The 15,632-nt window shown below is 69.7% G+C and carries 12 protein-coding genes and 1 pseudogene; 10 read left to right on the top strand and 3 right to left on the bottom strand.

The annotated features are described in order from the left end of the window. Nucleotides 1-246: 246 nt before the first annotated feature. Entirely contained in the window at nucleotides 247-1,446 is a 1,200-nt protein-coding gene (rodA, locus tag OG747_RS05825) for a rod shape-determining protein RodA (protein WP_405878219.1), read from the bottom strand. 877 nt (nucleotides 1,447-2,323) lie between these two features. On the opposite strand from rodA, the gene OG747_RS05820 reads away from it, so the two are divergent. From OG747_RS05820 to OG747_RS05800, 5 genes are all read left to right on the top strand, one after another. Further along, a complete protein-coding gene (locus OG747_RS05820) occupies nucleotides 2,324-2,986 on the top strand; it encodes a lytic transglycosylase domain-containing protein (protein WP_405878218.1) in 663 nt (220 codons plus the stop codon). 373 nt (nucleotides 2,987-3,359) lie between these two features. Then, the gene (locus OG747_RS05815; protein WP_405878217.1) at nucleotides 3,360-3,491 is read left to right on the top strand and encodes a hypothetical protein; all 132 of its coding nucleotides are present in this window, start codon (nucleotides 3,360-3,362) and stop codon (nucleotides 3,489-3,491) included. 121 nt (nucleotides 3,492-3,612) lie between these two features. After that, the gene (locus OG747_RS05810) at nucleotides 3,613-3,783 is read left to right on the top strand and encodes a hypothetical protein (protein WP_405878216.1); all 171 of its coding nucleotides are present in this window, start codon (nucleotides 3,613-3,615) and stop codon (nucleotides 3,781-3,783) included. A 142-nt stretch (nucleotides 3,784-3,925) separates the two neighbouring features. Then, nucleotides 3,926-4,576 carry a phosphatase PAP2 family protein gene (locus OG747_RS05805; RefSeq protein ID WP_405878215.1) on the top strand — a complete coding sequence of 217 codons (651 nt, stop codon included), beginning with the start codon at nucleotides 3,926-3,928 and terminating at the stop codon, nucleotides 4,574-4,576. 190 nt (nucleotides 4,577-4,766) lie between these two features. Beyond that, the gene (locus OG747_RS05800) at nucleotides 4,767-5,687 is read left to right on the top strand and encodes an undecaprenyl-diphosphate phosphatase (RefSeq protein WP_405878214.1); all 921 of its coding nucleotides are present in this window, start codon (nucleotides 4,767-4,769) and stop codon (nucleotides 5,685-5,687) included. A 32-nt stretch (nucleotides 5,688-5,719) separates the two neighbouring features. Here the strand turns inward: OG747_RS05800 and OG747_RS05795 are convergent, their stop codons facing one another. Then, the gene (locus tag OG747_RS05795; protein WP_405878213.1) at nucleotides 5,720-5,965 is read right to left on the bottom strand and encodes a hypothetical protein; all 246 of its coding nucleotides are present in this window, start codon (nucleotides 5,963-5,965) and stop codon (nucleotides 5,720-5,722) included. Nucleotides 5,966-6,225: 260 nt separating this feature from the next. Between OG747_RS05795 and tatA the strand changes: the two genes are divergently transcribed. Together tatA and OG747_RS05785 are read left to right on the top strand one after the other, a co-directional pair. After that, nucleotides 6,226-6,510 carry a Sec-independent protein translocase subunit TatA gene (gene tatA, locus OG747_RS05790; RefSeq protein WP_405878212.1) on the top strand — a complete coding sequence of 95 codons (285 nt, stop codon included), beginning with the start codon at nucleotides 6,226-6,228 and terminating at the stop codon, nucleotides 6,508-6,510. Between the two features lie 648 nt (nucleotides 6,511-7,158). After that, nucleotides 7,159-8,883, top strand: coding sequence for an LCP family protein (locus OG747_RS05785; protein WP_405878211.1), 1,725 nt, complete (start codon nucleotides 7,159-7,161; stop codon nucleotides 8,881-8,883). A 338-nt stretch (nucleotides 8,884-9,221) separates the two neighbouring features. Here the strand turns inward: OG747_RS05785 and OG747_RS05780 are convergent, their stop codons facing one another. Beyond that, nucleotides 9,222-9,416, bottom strand: coding sequence for a hypothetical protein (locus tag OG747_RS05780; protein WP_405878210.1), 195 nt, complete (start codon nucleotides 9,414-9,416; stop codon nucleotides 9,222-9,224). 11 nt (nucleotides 9,417-9,427) lie between these two features. On the opposite strand from OG747_RS05780, the pseudogene OG747_RS05775 reads away from it, so the two are divergent. From OG747_RS05775 to OG747_RS05765, 3 genes and pseudogenes are all read left to right on the top strand, one after another. Continuing rightward, a pseudogene (locus tag OG747_RS05775) lies at nucleotides 9,428-9,736 on the top strand (FtsW/RodA/SpoVE family cell cycle protein); the annotation flags it as partial. 490 nt (nucleotides 9,737-10,226) lie between these two features. Beyond that, nucleotides 10,227-14,117 (top strand): Pls/PosA family non-ribosomal peptide synthetase, encoded by a 3,891-nt coding sequence (locus OG747_RS05770; protein WP_405878209.1) that lies wholly within the window; start codon nucleotides 10,227-10,229, stop codon nucleotides 14,115-14,117. Further along, nucleotides 14,114-15,535 carry a M1 family metallopeptidase gene (locus OG747_RS05765; protein WP_405878208.1) on the top strand — a complete coding sequence of 474 codons (1,422 nt, stop codon included), beginning with the start codon at nucleotides 14,114-14,116 and terminating at the stop codon, nucleotides 15,533-15,535. Before OG747_RS05770 ends, OG747_RS05765 begins: the two co-directional genes overlap by 4 nt. Nucleotides 15,536-15,632: the final 97 nt, after the last annotated feature.

Genomic DNA, 15,632 nt, shown 5'->3' with positions numbered 1-15,632 from the left:
AACAGCGTGAGCAGCCGCGGTTCCGTGAGGCGATCGGCAGTCGCGAAGCACCGGTCGAGGAAGGCCGCCTCGTCGATGTAGTCGTCCTGGGGGCAGGTGAGGGTGACGTCGTGGGCGTGAAGCGGGGAGGCCGAGGCGCCGTCCTGGGCCGGTAGTACCAGAACGCCGCCTCGGCGGCATCGGTCGGGCCAGCCCTCAGGGGAGTTCCCCTTTCCGGCACGGTCTCAGCCTTCCTGCGCCAACCTTCTACGCCGACATGGGCCGCTGTACCCGGATCGACTGCAACAGTCCTATCGCCACCCACACCGCAAACATCGACGAGCCGCCGTAGGAGACGAACGGCAGGGGAATGCCCGCGACAGGCATGATGCCGAGGGTCATGCCGATGTTCTCGAAGGACTGGAAGGCGAACCAGGCGACGATCCCGGCGGCGACGATCGTGCCGTACAGCTCGGTGGTCTCGCGGGCGATCCGGCAGGCACGCCACAGCACCACGCCGATCAAGAGGATGATAAACGTGGCGCCGACGAATCCCAGCTCCTCGCCCGCGACGGTGAAGACGAAGTCGGTCTGCTGTTCCGGCACGAACTGGCCGGTGGTCTGCGCGCCATGGAAGAGGCCCGCGCCGGTCAGGCCGCCCGAACCGATGGCGATGCGGGCCTGATTAGTGTTGTAACCCACGCCCGCCGGGTCGAGGCTCGGGTCGGCGAAGGCCGCGAAGCGGTTGATCTGGTACTCGTCCAGGATGTGCAGCCGCCACACGGCGATGGCACCGAGGACGCCGACGGCGAGCAGGCCGAAGACCCAGCGGTTGGAGGCGCCCGAGGCGAGCAGCACGCCCAGGATCGTGACCGTCATGACCATGGTCGAGCCGAGGTCGGGCATCATCAGGACGACCATGATCGGCACGGCGGCCAGGCCCAGCGAGTGGGCGACGGTACGGCTGTCCGGGTACTGCTTGTCACCCGCGTCGACCCGGACCGCGAGCAGCATCGCCATGCCCAGGATGATCGTGACCTTCAGGAACTCGGACGGCTGGATCGAGAAGCCGCCGCCGATGACGATCCAGTTGCGGTTGCCGTTGATGGTGGCGCCGAGCGGAGTGAGCACCAGCAGCGCGCCGAACAGCGAGAGGCCGTAAAGGATCGGTACGGCGTTGCGCAGGGCGCGGTGGCCGAGCCAGACCGTGCCCGTCATCAGGGCGAGCCCGATGCCGGTGTTCATCAGGTGGCGGACGAGGAAGTAGTACGGGTCTCCATGATTGATCTGGATGCGGTTGCGGGTCGCGGAGTAGACCAGGAGCGAGCCGAGCAGCGACAGCGCAGTGGCCGACAGCAGTATCGGCCAGTCCAGCCGGCGAGCCAGCGAGTCACGGGTGAACAGCCGCGTCCAGCCCGCGCGCTGGGGGCCGTAGCCGGAGACGGAGAAGCTGTTCGCGCCGGTCATGTGAGCATCCTCTGGCTTCCCCGCTTCTGCGGTCACCTGCGGGTAGTGCGGTTGGCGCTGTGGGCGAGGCTGTGGTTGCCGCTGCCTGGGACGCGTCCTGTAAGAGCGAGCCTCGGGGATGACGTGCTACTCCTTGGCTGTTCCCTTGGAGATCCTAGCTTTTGGGCATGGATCTTCATGACGAACCGCCGAAGGGCGGAGGCACCTGTATGGGGCATCTACCAGTACCCGTTCGATAACCATGGGACGGTCGTGGCCGGTCTGATCGACAACCTACGTGACTCCATCCCCCCGATCGGTGGCCTCTCGCACTTCAACGGTCACGCTGGACTGTTCGTTGAACACATCGTGTTCAGGTACTCAGGTCATTGGTCGTGGCGCCCAGGCACCCGAAGCAGATTGAACCGCCGGGTCTGATGGAGGCTGCGGACTGTCCCGAGTTGGGTGGAGTCGAATTGCCGGTGGCTCTGTTGGAGCGGCGGCGGCTTGCCTGGCCGTGCCGCTCACGGTGCGGTCTGCGGTGACCAGCGCGGGAATCCTGGCCGTCCTCACTCTGCTCAAGGCTCTCTCCGCCACCGTTTTCCGGGAGCCCGCGGCCGTACGAGCCATCCTTTTCACCGGTGTTGTGTGTGCCTGCCGGCGGGCATCCGCGGCGGTCGGCCGCCGGCGGTCGCCACGGTCCTGGTGTGCCGCCTGCGAACCGGAGGACTCGTCGTCTCGTCGGCGGCCCATGCTGCCGCCGACGCGACATCGGCACGGTGGCAGTAGCCCTGCTGCACTGAATCCTGTGAAGCATCAGCGACGCTTCACACGCGTCTTAGCGCGCGTGCTGTACAAGTGGCTGGCCCGAAGCGGGGCGAGAAAGGGGGGGCGAAATATGTCCGATGCCACCTCACGGCGGCGATGGCTGGTGGTCGTGGTCCTCGCTGTGGCTCTCTACGTCGTCGTCCGCGCCGCCCGCACTCCGCAGTCGGACTCGCCGCCCCCGGCTAGGGCATCGGCCTCACCCACCCGCTCGGCCGGTTCCTCCGCCGCGCCGAGCGGTTCCGCCTCGTCGTACGACCCCGCTGACTACGCCACCCAGGTCCGCACCAGGGCTCAGCAGGCAGGCGTCAGCGCCCAGTTGGTGATGGCGATTCTGTACAACGAGGCGTACAAGCCGCACGACCCTGCCTTTGAGCGCGCCTGGCAGAAGTACAAGCCGGACGCCGCCTTCGGTATCGCGAACATGCACCGTGCCGCCTTCGGCGAGGTGAAGCAGGGCCGGGACTTCGCGGACCGTAAGTGGGAGGAATTGCCCAACGACCGGGATCTCGCCATCGAGGCTGAAGCCTGGTATCTGCACGACCTCGCCGCCCAACTCCCCGCCCGGTGGTCCGCTTCCTACAGCAGGAACGATCTGCTGGCCCTCGGCTACAACACCGGCGCGGGCAACATGCTCGCCTTCGCCCGCGGCGCGACCCCCGGCAGCCAGGCCCAGTCGTACCTTGACAACCTGCACGCCAACTGGGCCAAGGCGGGCAGGTCGATCGGCGGCTGAGCCGGTCCGGCCGTCGCCCCTTGCGTGCTGAGCATGGCGGACTTGAAGCACGGCAGCCTTCACACCGCCGGAGAAGTTCTGTGCGGCGGTGAGCGATGAGTGAGGGAACGCCACAGCCCACGGAAGGCGAGACGCGCGAGCCGGGTCCCAAGCTGCCCAACGGTGCCCGGGAGGCGGAGACGCTTTCCCTGCTGCAGCGGGCCGAGAGTGGCTGACCCCGGGCGAGGTCGCCGAACGTCTCGGCGGCGAGCTGACGTACAGCACGGTGGTTCCTCATCCGGATGTACGCCAAGCAGCTGCTCACGCGCACCCGGCGCCGCCGGGCTTATGCCTACGCTCCGCCACGGACGACCCCGGGTTCGCCGCCCGCCGGATGCGTACCGTCCTGGAGGAGCGCCCCGACCGTGAGGCCGTGCTCGCCCGCTTCGCCGACGGCCTGTCGGACACGGACGCCGACCTGCTGCGGCAGCTGCTCGGCTCCGAGCCCGGCAGCGACGACCGCTGAGCCGTCCACCTCCGCACCGTCGAAAAGGGCCCTGGACGCCTGTCCTCGTCTACCTCCCGCTGCTGCCCCTGCTCGCCCTGCTGGGCACCCGGCAGCTGTCAGAGCGACGCGAGCACCGCGCTTGGCCACCTGGCTGCTCACCGCCTCCTCACTGGTCCCGGCCGCGGCGAGCGCGGTTCCGCTGGGGCTGCTGACCATCACAGGGCTGCTCCGCGTCCCGCAGCTCGCCGGGCCTGGCCACTGGTCGGTGGACACCGCGCGGCGCGACGATCTCACCGAGCTCTCCCCATGAACACGCCCGTCTCAGGCGGGGCGCCGCATCGAGCTCAGTCCACCACCCGTGATCATTTACACGTGTGTAGATGTTAAGGTGTTGTTCACCTTCTCGCATCTCTTTGTTCCCGCGGTCTCCGCCTGCCTGAAAGCGCCGCCAGATGACCCCTCACGCCGTGACCGTCCTCGCCTTCAACGGCTCCCGCATCGACGGCTCCCTCTTCACGTCGGTCGCCGACTTCGCCCGCGACACCCCCTGGCTCAACGCCCCCATGGCGCTGACAACCAACCTCGGCCTGGGTGTCTTCGCCGTCCTGATGGTGATCGGCTGGTGGCGGGCCCGCCATCGCGACGATGCCGCCATGGCCCTCGCGCTGGCGGCGCCGGTGAGCGTCGTGGCCGCCTTCGCCGTCACCGAGGTCATCAAGAAGCTGGTCGCGGAGTCCCGCCCCTGCCGCGCCCTCCCGCACGACTACTTCGTCAACAGCTGTCCGGCCCCCACCGACTACGCCTTCCCCAGCGGCCACACCACCACGGCTGCTGCCACCGCCGCGGCCCTCTTTCTCCTCGACCGCCGGCTCGGCGCCATCGCCGCCGTCTGCACGCTCCTGGAGGGCTTCACTCGCGTCTACGTCGGCGATCACTACCCGCACGACGTCCTCGGCGCCATCGTCATCGCTACCCCCGTCGCCATGATCACCAGCCTGATCCTGCGCGAACTGATCCGCCCCCTCGTGTCCCGCCTGCGCACGGGCGGTGGCGCGCTCCAGCCCCTCCTGACGGTCGGCTCCGCCGTTGAGGCAACCCGTTGAGGCCCGTCGGCTGAACGGGCCTCGGCCGGGCGGAACGGTGAACAGTGAGGGTCGGCGAGATGAACAGGTCTCGGCGGCCCTGCGGTTCTTACCATCATTTACACGCGTCTCGTAGGTTCACGCTGGCCGGGGTCGCCGCAAGCGCCGCCCGAGCCCCCTCCTCGCGTGCATTCCGAGTCAAAGGCCAGCCATGTCCGTTTTGACCTACCCCGAAGCCATAGGCGTCGGCCTGCTGCAAGGCGTCACTGAGCTGTTCCCGGTCTCCAGCCTCGGGCACAGCATCCTGATACCCGCCCTCCTGGGCGGACACTGGAAACACGATCTGAACGTCTCCGCCGACGGATCCCTCTACCTCAACGAGTTGATCGGTCTCCACCTGGCCACGGCGCTGGCGCTGGTGGTCTACTTCTGGCGGGACTGGATCCGGGTGATCCGCGGGCTGTCCACATCGGTCACGCAGCGGCGCATCCAGACCGTGGACCAGCGGCTCGCCTGGCTGATCGTCATGGCCACCATCCCGGTGGGCGTCGCCGGTATCGCGCTCGACAAGGTGTTCCGCACGACGCTCGGACGGCCCGTGCCGACCGCGATCTTCCTGGCCCTCAACGGCATCGTGCTCTTCATCACCGAGCAGTTGCGGCGCGGCGGGACGGGGCGGAGGCGCGCAGGAGCCTCCACCGCGGCGGGGGAGGAGCAGCTGACTCCGGACGAGCTGTCGGACCAGCGGATCACGGGGATGACCATGCGGCAGGCCATGGCGATCGGCGCAGCCCAGATCCTCGCCCTGCTCCCCGGGATCAGCCGCTCCGGTTCCACCATCAGCGCGGGAATCTTCCGCGGCCTCGAACGCGAGGACTCCGCTCGCTTCGCCTTCCTGCTCGCCACGCCGGTGATCGGCGGAGCGGCGCTGCTCAAGTTGCCACCGCTGCTCGGAGCCCAGGGCAACGGCCTGCGCGGCCCCCTGCTGGCGGGCAGCCTTGCCGCCTTCGTGGCGGCGTATCTCGCGACCCGCTATCTGGTCAGGTACTTCGAGAACCGAACCCTCATCCCGTTCGCCATCTACTGCACACTGGCGGGCATCGGCAGCCTGGCCTACTTCACCATCGCGTGAAAACGGGTTTGCCACCAGGCTGAGGCACTCCATCAGCCGCGCGATCCGTACGACAGGTTGGAGCACGGGTCGTCGTCCGCAGAGCGGGCATCATCGGCCACCGAGGAGGGCACGGTGGCCGATGACGGTGAGGCGGAGGTGCCGGCCGCGGTGTATGAGGCGCCCAGGACGAAGCTGATGCCCGCGCCCGTGACGTGCTGGAGCTGGGCGCCGGGGAAGAACTCGGCGACGGTCTGGGCCCGGGTCTTCAGGCCGGCGCCGTACTCGATGTTGTCCACGGGCTGCGGTTGCGGTTCCGTACCGCGTGGCCGTCGCGAGATCCGCCGCGCCGGGGCGGCTCCGCCCGGCGCCGGTGGCGGGAGGGTGTGTTCTCATCCCTCATGGCGGTCATGGGCGTACCCTCGTCCGCCCGACTCATACGGAGGGCGCGACTGGCCCCACCCTATGCTTGTACAGTTGCGCAATGTGGCAATGATGGCAGATGGTACGCCGCTCCTGCATGTGCCACTGTCCGGCGAAGAGAAAGGGGTGGGGCCAGATGCTCCGCAACGGACTGGAACCCTGGCACCTGCTGATCGTGGCGATCGTGATCATCCTGCTGTTCGGCTCGAAGAAGCTCCCCGAGGCCGCCCGAGGGCTGGGCAAGTCGATGCGCATCCTCAAGAGTGAGGCCAAGGCCATGAAGGACGACGGCACCGCCCAGTCCGCCGCCCCGGCCGAGGACGCGTCCTCCTCCGCCGCGGCGGCGCCCCGCGTCATCCAGTCCGCTCCCGGCGAGACCGCGACGGCTCGGCCGACCACGGAGGGCCACACGGCACACTGAGCCTCCCGTTGCCGGCTCGTCGGCGGCCGACCACGTCGAAGCCGTTCCGCAGCGGCTCGCCCTTTGCACGGAAGCCGCAGCGGTAGGTTCGAGGCGTCGTGAGGCGGGGCGCGGCCTCATGGGCTGGTGCCCAGCGCTTGAGATCAGCGGTTACTCAGACAGGCCAGTAGCGGTCATCGTCTTGATTGATGGTCCGCCTCGGAGGATTCCGGTTGCTGCGCCAGGTGGCGTCGGAGTCGAATTGCGTGCGTGCGTGCGGCCGGTTCGGCCGGTACCTCCTTGGCCCCGGCCTGCGGTCGGTGTCTCCTTCCGGCTGTCGTCCGCCGCTTCGCGCAACGCATCGGTGACGTCCGTCAGTTCCTTCCTCGGGTCGAGGCGCTGTGGATGTCGCCCAGTCCCCTTCCCGTCCGTGCCTGCGTTCCGACGGGGCTTTTGGCTGGCCAGGGGTGCCGCCGCCGGTGCCCCAGCTCGCCAATCGGATCTTCCGCTGAGCGGATTTGCGGGAGAGCGCACCGGTGCCATCAGCAACAGTTGCTATATTGCGCAATTATCCCAACCGAGGGTGCTCCCCTACGTGCGGGACCGGGGTCCGTGCTGTCGGGCCGCAGCGCTGGCGGTTGGCGTCGGCGATGAGCGTAGGGAGAGGGAATGGGCGACTCCTGGGATGGTGGCTCGGTTCGCCAGACGACGCGCGGCCGCTCCGCCGCTCCGCCCCGCCCGCGGAGGGCGGACGACGGCGGGCCTGCCAGGCCGCCGCAGGGCGGCCGGGCGGCGGCCCGGCAGGCGCCTCAGTCTCAGGGTCGCAGGTCGGGGCGGCGGGCCAAACCCGGGGCCCGGCGCAAGCGGCTCGGCCGCATAGCCCTGTTCACGGTGTCCGCGCTGATCCTGGTCATCGCGGGCGCCGGGACGTGGCTGTGGCAGCACCTGAACGGCAACATCCACAGCGTGTCGATCGATGACGGCGCCAATGGCAAGGAGAAGGCAGACGCCTTCGGCCGTACGCCGATCAACATCCTGGTGATCGGTTCGGACGGGCGGAACAACGCGGCCGACTGCAAGCTGGGCGGTGGCTGCGGCTCGGCGAGTTCGACGGCCGGGCACAACGCGGACGTGGAGATGGTGGTGCACGTGTCCTCCGACCGCTCCAACGCCACCGTGATGAGTGTGCCGCGCGACACCATGACGCATGTGCCCGCCTGCAAGGACCCGGACAGCGGCCAGTCGACGTCCGGCTACTACGGGCAGATCAACAGCGCCCTGCAGTACGGCCCGGCCTGCCAGGTCACCACCGTGCACCAGCTGACCGGCATACCCATCGACCACTTCGTGATGCTCGACTTCTCCGGCGTGGTGAAGATGTCCGACGCGGTGGGCGGGGTGTCGGTGTGCGTCAGCGACAACGTCTACGACACCTACTCGCACCTCAAGCTCGCCAAGGGATCCCACACCCTCAAGGGCGGGGCGGCGCTGGAGTTCGTCCGCTCCCGGCACGGCTTCGGCGACGGCAGTGACCTCGGCCGCACCTACGCCCAGCATCTGTTCCTCAGCGCGATGATCCGCAACTTCAAGAGTGCGGGCACGCTGGCCAACCCGGCCAAGGTCTACTCGCTGGCCGACGCCGCCACCAAGGCCCTGACCGTGGACACCGGCCTGGGCAGCATCAGCAAACTCATCGGGCTGGCGACCGACCTGAACAAGGTCCCGTCCAAGCGGATGACGTTCACCACGATGCAGACCGCGCCCGACCCGAACAACTCCGAACGCCTCGTCGCCGCGTCCGCTGCGAAATCGCTGTTCGCCGCCATCGTGAACGACCAGTCCCTCAGTGCCGACGGCAACAAGAAGGCGTCCGCCTCGCCGTCCGCCTCGGCATCGGCCACGGTGCCGGCCTCTCAGGTCGCCGTACACGTGGAGAACGGCACCACCACCGAGCGCGGACGCGCCTCCGTGATCGCCTCCGAGCTCATCGCCAAGGGCTTCAGCTCCGGCACCACCTCCGGCAACGCCCCGCAACGGACGGCGACCACCACGCTCACCTACGGCCCCGGTCAGAAAGCCGAGGCGCAGTCGGTGGCCGCCGCGCTCGGCCTGCCCGCGTCGCACCTCACCCAGGGCAGTGCGAGCGGACTCACCCTCGTCATCGGCGCCGACTGGCCCAACGGAACGACGTATGCCACCAGTTCCTCCGGCAGCTCGTCGGCCGCGCCCGCCGACACGCACGCCGCCGTGTCCAACGCCCATGCCCAGACCGCCGACCAGTCCAAGACCTGCGCCAAGGTCAGCCCCTACAAGACCGTGCAGCTCAACGGCGTGGCGATGACCCCGGCACAGGCCTACGCCGCGGCGGGCGACCAACAGGACTCCGCCTCGTGATCAATCCGGTCACGTGGAAGCGCGATCGCTGCGGCGCGGCGCCCGGCTGAACGAACTGCCCACCGGACCTCCCGCCTACCTGCCGCCGGCCATCCGCTGCGCGGCCGCTGATGCGGCGGCAGGGCGATGTTCTTCGAGGGGCGCTGCCGCCCTTGAGGGCGATGCCGTCGGCGTCGGCCATGACGTACGAGTTCGCGATGGTCACGTCGGTGGCGCCGCTCGGGTCGATGCCGTAGAGGGTGAAGTTGTTCGACTTCACGGCTGGATCATGCGCGGGTTGTTCACGTCCAAACAGTATGAGCTGCACGTCCATTGGACCGTAGAGGCATGCAGGACCGTCAGCTCGGAACGGGGGTGAGCAGGACGACCACCTCGGCTGCCTGTCCGGAGCGGGAATCATGGACCGCCCAGCCTCGGCTCGAAGCGGCGCTGCTCCATTGGCGGTCGTCGAAGGTCACGGAGGTGATGTGCAGGGCGGTGGCGTGGCAGACCGTCCACAGGGCCAGGGCCCAGCCCGCCGCGGTGCCGGTCACCGGGTAGGCGACTCTATGCACTGCTGGCCGAACGAGGACTGCGTACCGTGCTCACCGCCAGTGACCCGTTCGGCAAGCTCCTCGCCGCCGGGCTGGCCACTTCCCTGGTCCTGCAGGTGTTCGTTGTCGCCGGCGGCGTCACCGGCCTGATCCCGCTCACCGGCAAGGCCCTGCCGTTCCTGGCACAGGGCGGCTCGGCCCTGGTCGCCAACTGGCTGCTGGTCGCCGTCCTGATCAAGGTCAGCGACAGCGCCCGCCGACCCCCGCCCACCCCGGCCGCAGACCTGAGTGCCGCCGAAACCCAGCTCATCCGCCCGTGACCACCCTGCGACCTGCCTCATGGGCGTGCGGTGGTGAACCTTGGCTGAATTCCGGGAACTGGCCGCGCTTTCAGTCAGGTTAGAAATTTCTTTCCACGGCGGGATTTCAGTAAGGAGTGAGTAAGGACATGAGGGACGCTCGTGCGCCTGCATGCATCGAAAATAATTTTGGGGTCTTGCCAATTCTTTTTCATGAGCTGGTCGCGGCCGGTGGGTGACTGCCGGTGTGGCGACTTGCGGATGCGGGAGGCAAGGCCGCTTCGCGGCGTGTTCGATTTGACGATTTCTCAGTTGCGCAGTGAACCTGTGGCGGATGGATGCCGTCTTCCGAGGCGAATGTCCGAGGTTTTTTCGACCTGTCAGTAGCGAACAAAACAACAGAGGCATGTTGATGTCCTGGTCCTGTGAGGAACCGTCTTTTGGCCCGTCAACGGAGTTGGCCGGTCGGGCCGTCTACCGCTCCGGGGAGGCTGCCGCGCCACGTACGCTGATGGACGTCCTGGATGCCACGGCAGCAGCGTTTCCGGATGCGCCTGCTGTGGACACGGGAGCGGCGGTGCTCTCCTACCGTGACCTGTGCGAGGAGACCGTGCGCCGGGCACGGGACCTGACGGGGCGGGGGATAGGCCCCGGTGACCGGGTCGGTGTACGGGTGCCTTCGGGTACGGCGGAGCTGTATATGTCGATCCTGGCGGTGCTCCGGTGCGGTGCCGCCTACGTACCGGTTGACGCGGACGATCCCGAGGAGCGGGCCGCCACCGTCTTCCGGGAGGCGGGCGTGTGCGCGGTGCTGGGGCCGCACCCGCAGCCGGAGGGGCTCGTGGAGCCGGTCGGAGTCACCGCGGCGGGCCGGATGACGCCCGGACCCGGCCTGGACGACGACGCGTGGGTCATCTTCACCTCCGGCTCGACGGGCGCGCCGAAGGGCGTCGCCGTCACCCACCGATCGGCAGCGGCGTTCGTGGACGCCGAGGCAGGCCTGTTCCTGCGGGAGCGGCCGCCAGGCCCCGGCGACCGGGTGCTGGCGGGGCTGTCCGTCGCCTTCGACGCCTCCTGTGAAGAGATGTGGCTGGCGTGGCGGCACGGCGCGTGTCTGGTGCCGGCGCCGCGCTCGCTGGTGCGAGCGGGGTACGAACTCGGCGGCTGGCTGGTCGAGCGTGGCATCACGGTGGTGTCGACGGTTCCGACGCTGCTGACGCTGTGGCCGGTCGAGGCGCTGAGCCGGGTGCGGCTGCTGATCCTGGGCGGCGAGGCGTGTACCGCGGGGCTGGTGGACCGGTTCGCTGCGCCTGGACGGGAGATGTGGAACACCTACGGGCCGACGGAGACCACCGTGGTCGCGTGTGCGGCTCCCCTGGAGCCGGGCCACGTGGTGCGGATCGGGCTGCCGCTGGAGGGCTGGCAGTTGGCCGTGGTGGACGCGGCGGGGGAGCCGGTGGCGTTCGGGGAGGAGGGCGAGCTGGTCATCGCCGGTGCGGGCACGGCCCGTTACCTGGATCCCGTCAAGGACGCCGACCGCTTCGGGCCCTGCCCCGCGCTGGGTTGGGCGCGTGCCTACCGTACAGGTGACGTGGTGCGGGCCGACGCGGACGGCCTGATCTTCGTCGGGCGCGCCGACGACCAGGTCAAGCTGGGCGGCCGCCGCGTCGAGCTCGGTGAGATAGACGCCGCGCTCAGCGCCCTGCCGGGGGTGCGCGGCGCGGCGGCAGCCGTGCAGACGACGCCGGCCGGTACCCAGGTGCTGGTGGGCTACCTGGTACCCCAACTGACCGCGGACGGCCGTGGCTCGGCCTTCCAGATGGACAAGGCCCGTGCGCTGCTCGTGGAGCGTCTGCCGCAGCAGTTGGTGCCGGTCCTCGCCGAGGTCGCGGAGTTGCCGACGCGCACGTCGGGCAAGGTGGACCGTAAGGCGTTGCCCTGGCCGCTGCCCGTCCCGTCCCGTGGTGAGAGCGGCCAGGACGGTCCTGCCGGCCCGGCGATGGAGTTGGCGGGGACGGCCGCGCGGCTCGCGGACATCTGGGAGGAGTTGCTGGGTGTACGTCCCGGCCCGGACAGTGATTTCGTGGCGCTGGGTGGCACCAGCCTGACCGCAGCGCGGATGGCCTCGATGCTGCGCGTGCACCATCCGGGTGTCTCGGTCGCCGATCTGTACCGGTATCCGGTGCTGTGCCATATGGCCGTGCATCTGGACTCGCTGGCCGGTGCGGCCGAGGAGGTACGGGTGGTGCGGCCCGTGCCACGACGGGCCTCCGTGGTGCAGATTCTGGTCCAGACGGCCTTGTACGGGGTGACGGGGCTGCGTCTGCTGACCGGGTTGGCGATGGCGGACAACGTACTCGGCGGGGTGGCGCCGCATGCCTGGGCGCCGCACACCCCGTGGTGGCTGGTGGCGGTGGCATGGGTGGTGCTGTTCAGCGCGCCGTCGCGATGCCTGACCGGAGCGGGCCTGGCGCGTGCGCTGGCAGGCTCCGTCCGCCCGGGGGCCTACCCGCGGGGCGGCGGCGTCCACCTGCGCCTGTGGAGCGCCGAACGGGCGGTGGCCGCCTTCGGCGTCCCGTCCCTGCTGGGTACGCCGTGGGCTGCTCTGTACGCACGCGTGCTGGGCTGCACGACCGGCCGGGACGTGCGCCTGCACGCGATGCCGCCCGTGACGGGTCTGGCGGAGCTGGGTGAGGGGGCCGCCATCGAGCCGGGGGCGGACCTCTCCGGCTGGTGGCTGGACGGCGACACGCTGCATGTCGGGACGGTGACGGTGGGGGCGGGGTCGCGTGTGGGCCACCGCAGCATGCTGCTGCCCGGGGCGGTCGTGGGCCGAGGCGCGGAACTCGTGGCCGGCGCCTGCCTGGACGGGCGGATCCCCGACGGTGAGTGCTGGACGGGCTCCCCGGCCCGGCCGGCCGACCCGGCCGAACGTATCGCGAGCAAGGGCTGGCCCGCCCCGCTGACCGTGCGCCGACGCCGCTGGAACATCGCCTACGCCCTGTCCCTGGCAGCAGCGCCGCTGCTGCCGCTCGTGGCAGCCGTACCGGCCCTGTTGGCCACATACCAGATGGTGCGCGGCGCGTTGACCCTGCCGACCGCGGCGCTCCGCCTGCTGGCGGCCGTTCCGTTGTTCACGGTCATGACGACCGTGTGCTGGGTACTGGTCCTCGCGCTGGTGGTGCGGGGCCTGGGCCGGGGGATCACGCCGGGTGTGCACCGCGCGGACGGCGGTGTGGCCTGGCGGGTGTGGCTGGTCACCCGTCTGCTCGACGGCGCCCGCGGGGGCCTCTTCCCGCTGTACGCGAGCCTTGCCACGCCGTACTGGCTGCGGCTGCTCGGGGCGCGTGTGGGACGGCACACCGAGATCTCGACGGTGCTGCCGCTGCCGTCGCTGCTGCACGTCGAGGACGGTGCGTTCCTCGCGGACGACACGCTCGTCGCACCGTTCGAGGTACGCGGCGGATGGATGCGGCTGGGGCAAGTGCGCATCGGCACGCGGGCGTTCGTCGGCAACTCCGGCATCGTCGGCCCCGGCCGTACGGTGCCCGACCACAGCCTGGTGGGCGTGCTCTCCGACATGCCCGCGCACGGCGAGGCGGGCATGTCCTGGCTCGGGCGACCCGCACTGCCGCTGCCGCGGGTGGCGACGGCGGCCGATCCGGAGCGTACGTTCGCCCCGCCCCGGCGGCTGGTTGCGGCCCGTGCGCTGGTGGAGATGTGCCGCGTGCTGCCTCTTCTGGCGAGCACCGCCCTCGCCGAATGCGTACTGCTGGGCGAACAGGACGCCTTCACCCACGGCGGTCTGCTCCTGGCGGCACTCGTCGGCGCACCGCTGCTGCTGGGCGCGGGCCTGGCGGCCATGCTGACGGCCACCTGCGCCAAATGGCTGCTGGTGGGCCGTTTCCGGGCCGGTGAGCACCCGCTGTGGTCGTCGTTCGTGTGGCGCAACGAACTCTTCGACACGTTCGTGGAGTCGTTGGCCGTGCCGTGGATGGCCCGCGACTTCCTGGGCACCCCGGTCCTGAACTGGTGGCTGCGCAGTCTGGGCGCGCGCATTGGGAGCGGTGTGTGGCTGGACACCTACTGGCTGCCGGAAACCGACCTCGTCACCCTGGGAGACGGTGCGAGCGTCAACCGCGGCTGCGTGCTGCAGACCCACCTCTTCCACGACCGCATCATGCGGATGGACACCGTGCACCTGGCCGCCGGTGCCTCGCTCGGCCCGCACGGCATCGTGCTGCCCGGCACCACCGTGGGCGCGGGCGCCTCCATCGGTGCCTCCTCGCTGGTGATGCGCGGCGAGACGGTGCCCACCGGCACCCGCTGGGCCGGCAACCCCATCGCGGGCGAACCGGCCGCGCGCCGCGCACCGCTGCCGGCCGGGACCGGTAAGGAATGACCCACTGCAGTCGTCGTGCCCTCCTCCGGGGCGCGGCCCTGATCCCGCTCGCCGCAACGGCCGCAGACGGTCTCCTCGATGCGGCCGGGGCAGAGAACCGCTACTTTCCGAGTCACGGCACGTATGACCATCACACCCTCTCCTACGACCTGCACCTCGCGTACGACCCGTCGAGCGGCACGCTCGACGGCCGCGCACACATTCACGCCGTGGCCGACCGGCCCCTCGCACGGGTGGAACTGGACCTCGCCCGCCTGACCGCCCACACCGCCCGTGTCAACGGCATTCCGGCGAGGCCCAGGCAGAAAGGCGACAAGCTGTACCTGACCGGCTCGCACACGCTCGCCGCAGACACCCCGTTCACCGTGGAGGTCGGCTACCGCGGCCGGCCGGCCCCGCTGTGCTCACCGTTCGGACAGATCGGCTGGGACCGCACCGGTGACCCGCACGACGGCACTCTCGTGGCCTCCCAGCCCCTGGGTGCGCCCTCATGGTTCCCTTGCAACGACCGCCCCGACGACAAAGCGGCCTACACCTTCCGGGTCACCGTCCCCCACGGCCACCACGCACTCGCCAACGGCACCCTGCGCGACCGGTATGCCACCGCGGACGCCCAGTGCTGGACGTACCACCACCCCGGCCCCATGGCCCCCTACCTCGCCACCCTCTACACCGGTCGCTTCACCCGCGACACCTGGCAGGCCCACGACAGCGCGACCGGAGAGACCATCACCGGACACAATCACTACCCCGCCCACCTGTCACAGCAGGCCCGCCACGACCTGGCCCGACAACCCGACATGCTGGCAGTGTTCACCGGTTGGTTCGGCCCCTACCCCTTCGAGACCTACGGCGCCGTCGTCGTCGACACAGAACTCGACCAACCGGTGGAGAACCAGACCCTGTCCGTCTTCGGCAGCAACCACATCGACGGCCACCGCGGCTCGGAGACACTGGTGGCTCACGAACTCGCCCACCAGTGGTACGGCAACAGCGTCAGCCTGCACAACTGGCGCGACATCTGGCTCAATGAGGGCTTCGCCACCTACAGCGAATGGCTGTGGTCCGAACACATCGGCGAAGATTCCGCCGACACCATCGCCCGCGCCGAATGGCACACCCTCAACCACCGCCACAGGAAAGACCTGCGCATCGCCGACCCCGGCCCGCACCGTATCTTCGACGACCGCATCTACACCCGCGGAGCCTGCACCCTGCACGCCCTCCGGCTGGCCCTGGGCGATGACCGCTTCTTCCCCCTCGTGCGCACCTGGCACGCCACCCATCGCGGCACCAGCGCCACCACAGCCGCCTTCATCGGCCACGCCGAACGCTACTCACCCCACCCCGTCCAACCGCTCCTGCACACCTGGCTCTACGAGAAACCCCTGCCCGCACTTCCTTCCGGCCCGGCCTGACACCGACCGGTTCGTGCCAGCGGGTCCATCTGGTCCCGCTTCTCCGTGCCTCGGTCTTTGGCGTACCCGATCTCCAGGCCGCTTCCTGCCGGCCGAT

Origin of the sequence: Streptomyces sp. NBC_01384, from assembly GCF_045040035.1 — a bacterium.
GTDB lineage: Bacteria > Actinomycetota > Actinomycetes > Streptomycetales > Streptomycetaceae > Streptomyces.
Note: the sequence above shows the minus strand (reverse complement) of the source record. Positions and strands in the feature narration are given on the sequence as shown.

What these genes read in the sequence shown, in the direction of transcription:
- rodA (WP_405878219.1), bottom strand. Translation starts at nt 1,446, where the DNA reads ATGACCGGCGCGAACAGCTTCTCCGTCTCCGGCTACGGCCCCCAGCGC.
- OG747_RS05820 (WP_405878218.1), top strand. Translation starts at nt 2,324, where the DNA reads ATGTCCGATGCCACCTCACGGCGGCGATGGCTGGTGGTCGTGGTCCTC.
- OG747_RS05815 (WP_405878217.1), top strand. Translation starts at nt 3,360, where the DNA reads ATGCGTACCGTCCTGGAGGAGCGCCCCGACCGTGAGGCCGTGCTCGCC.
- OG747_RS05805 (WP_405878215.1), top strand. Translation starts at nt 3,926, where the DNA reads ATGACCCCTCACGCCGTGACCGTCCTCGCCTTCAACGGCTCCCGCATC.
- OG747_RS05800 (WP_405878214.1), top strand. Translation starts at nt 4,767, where the DNA reads ATGTCCGTTTTGACCTACCCCGAAGCCATAGGCGTCGGCCTGCTGCAA.
- tatA (WP_405878212.1), top strand. Translation starts at nt 6,226, where the DNA reads ATGCTCCGCAACGGACTGGAACCCTGGCACCTGCTGATCGTGGCGATC.
- OG747_RS05785 (WP_405878211.1), top strand. Translation starts at nt 7,159, where the DNA reads ATGGGCGACTCCTGGGATGGTGGCTCGGTTCGCCAGACGACGCGCGGC.
- OG747_RS05770 (WP_405878209.1), top strand. Translation starts at nt 10,227, where the DNA reads ATGGACGTCCTGGATGCCACGGCAGCAGCGTTTCCGGATGCGCCTGCT.
- OG747_RS05765 (WP_405878208.1), top strand. Translation starts at nt 14,114, where the DNA reads ATGACCCACTGCAGTCGTCGTGCCCTCCTCCGGGGCGCGGCCCTGATC.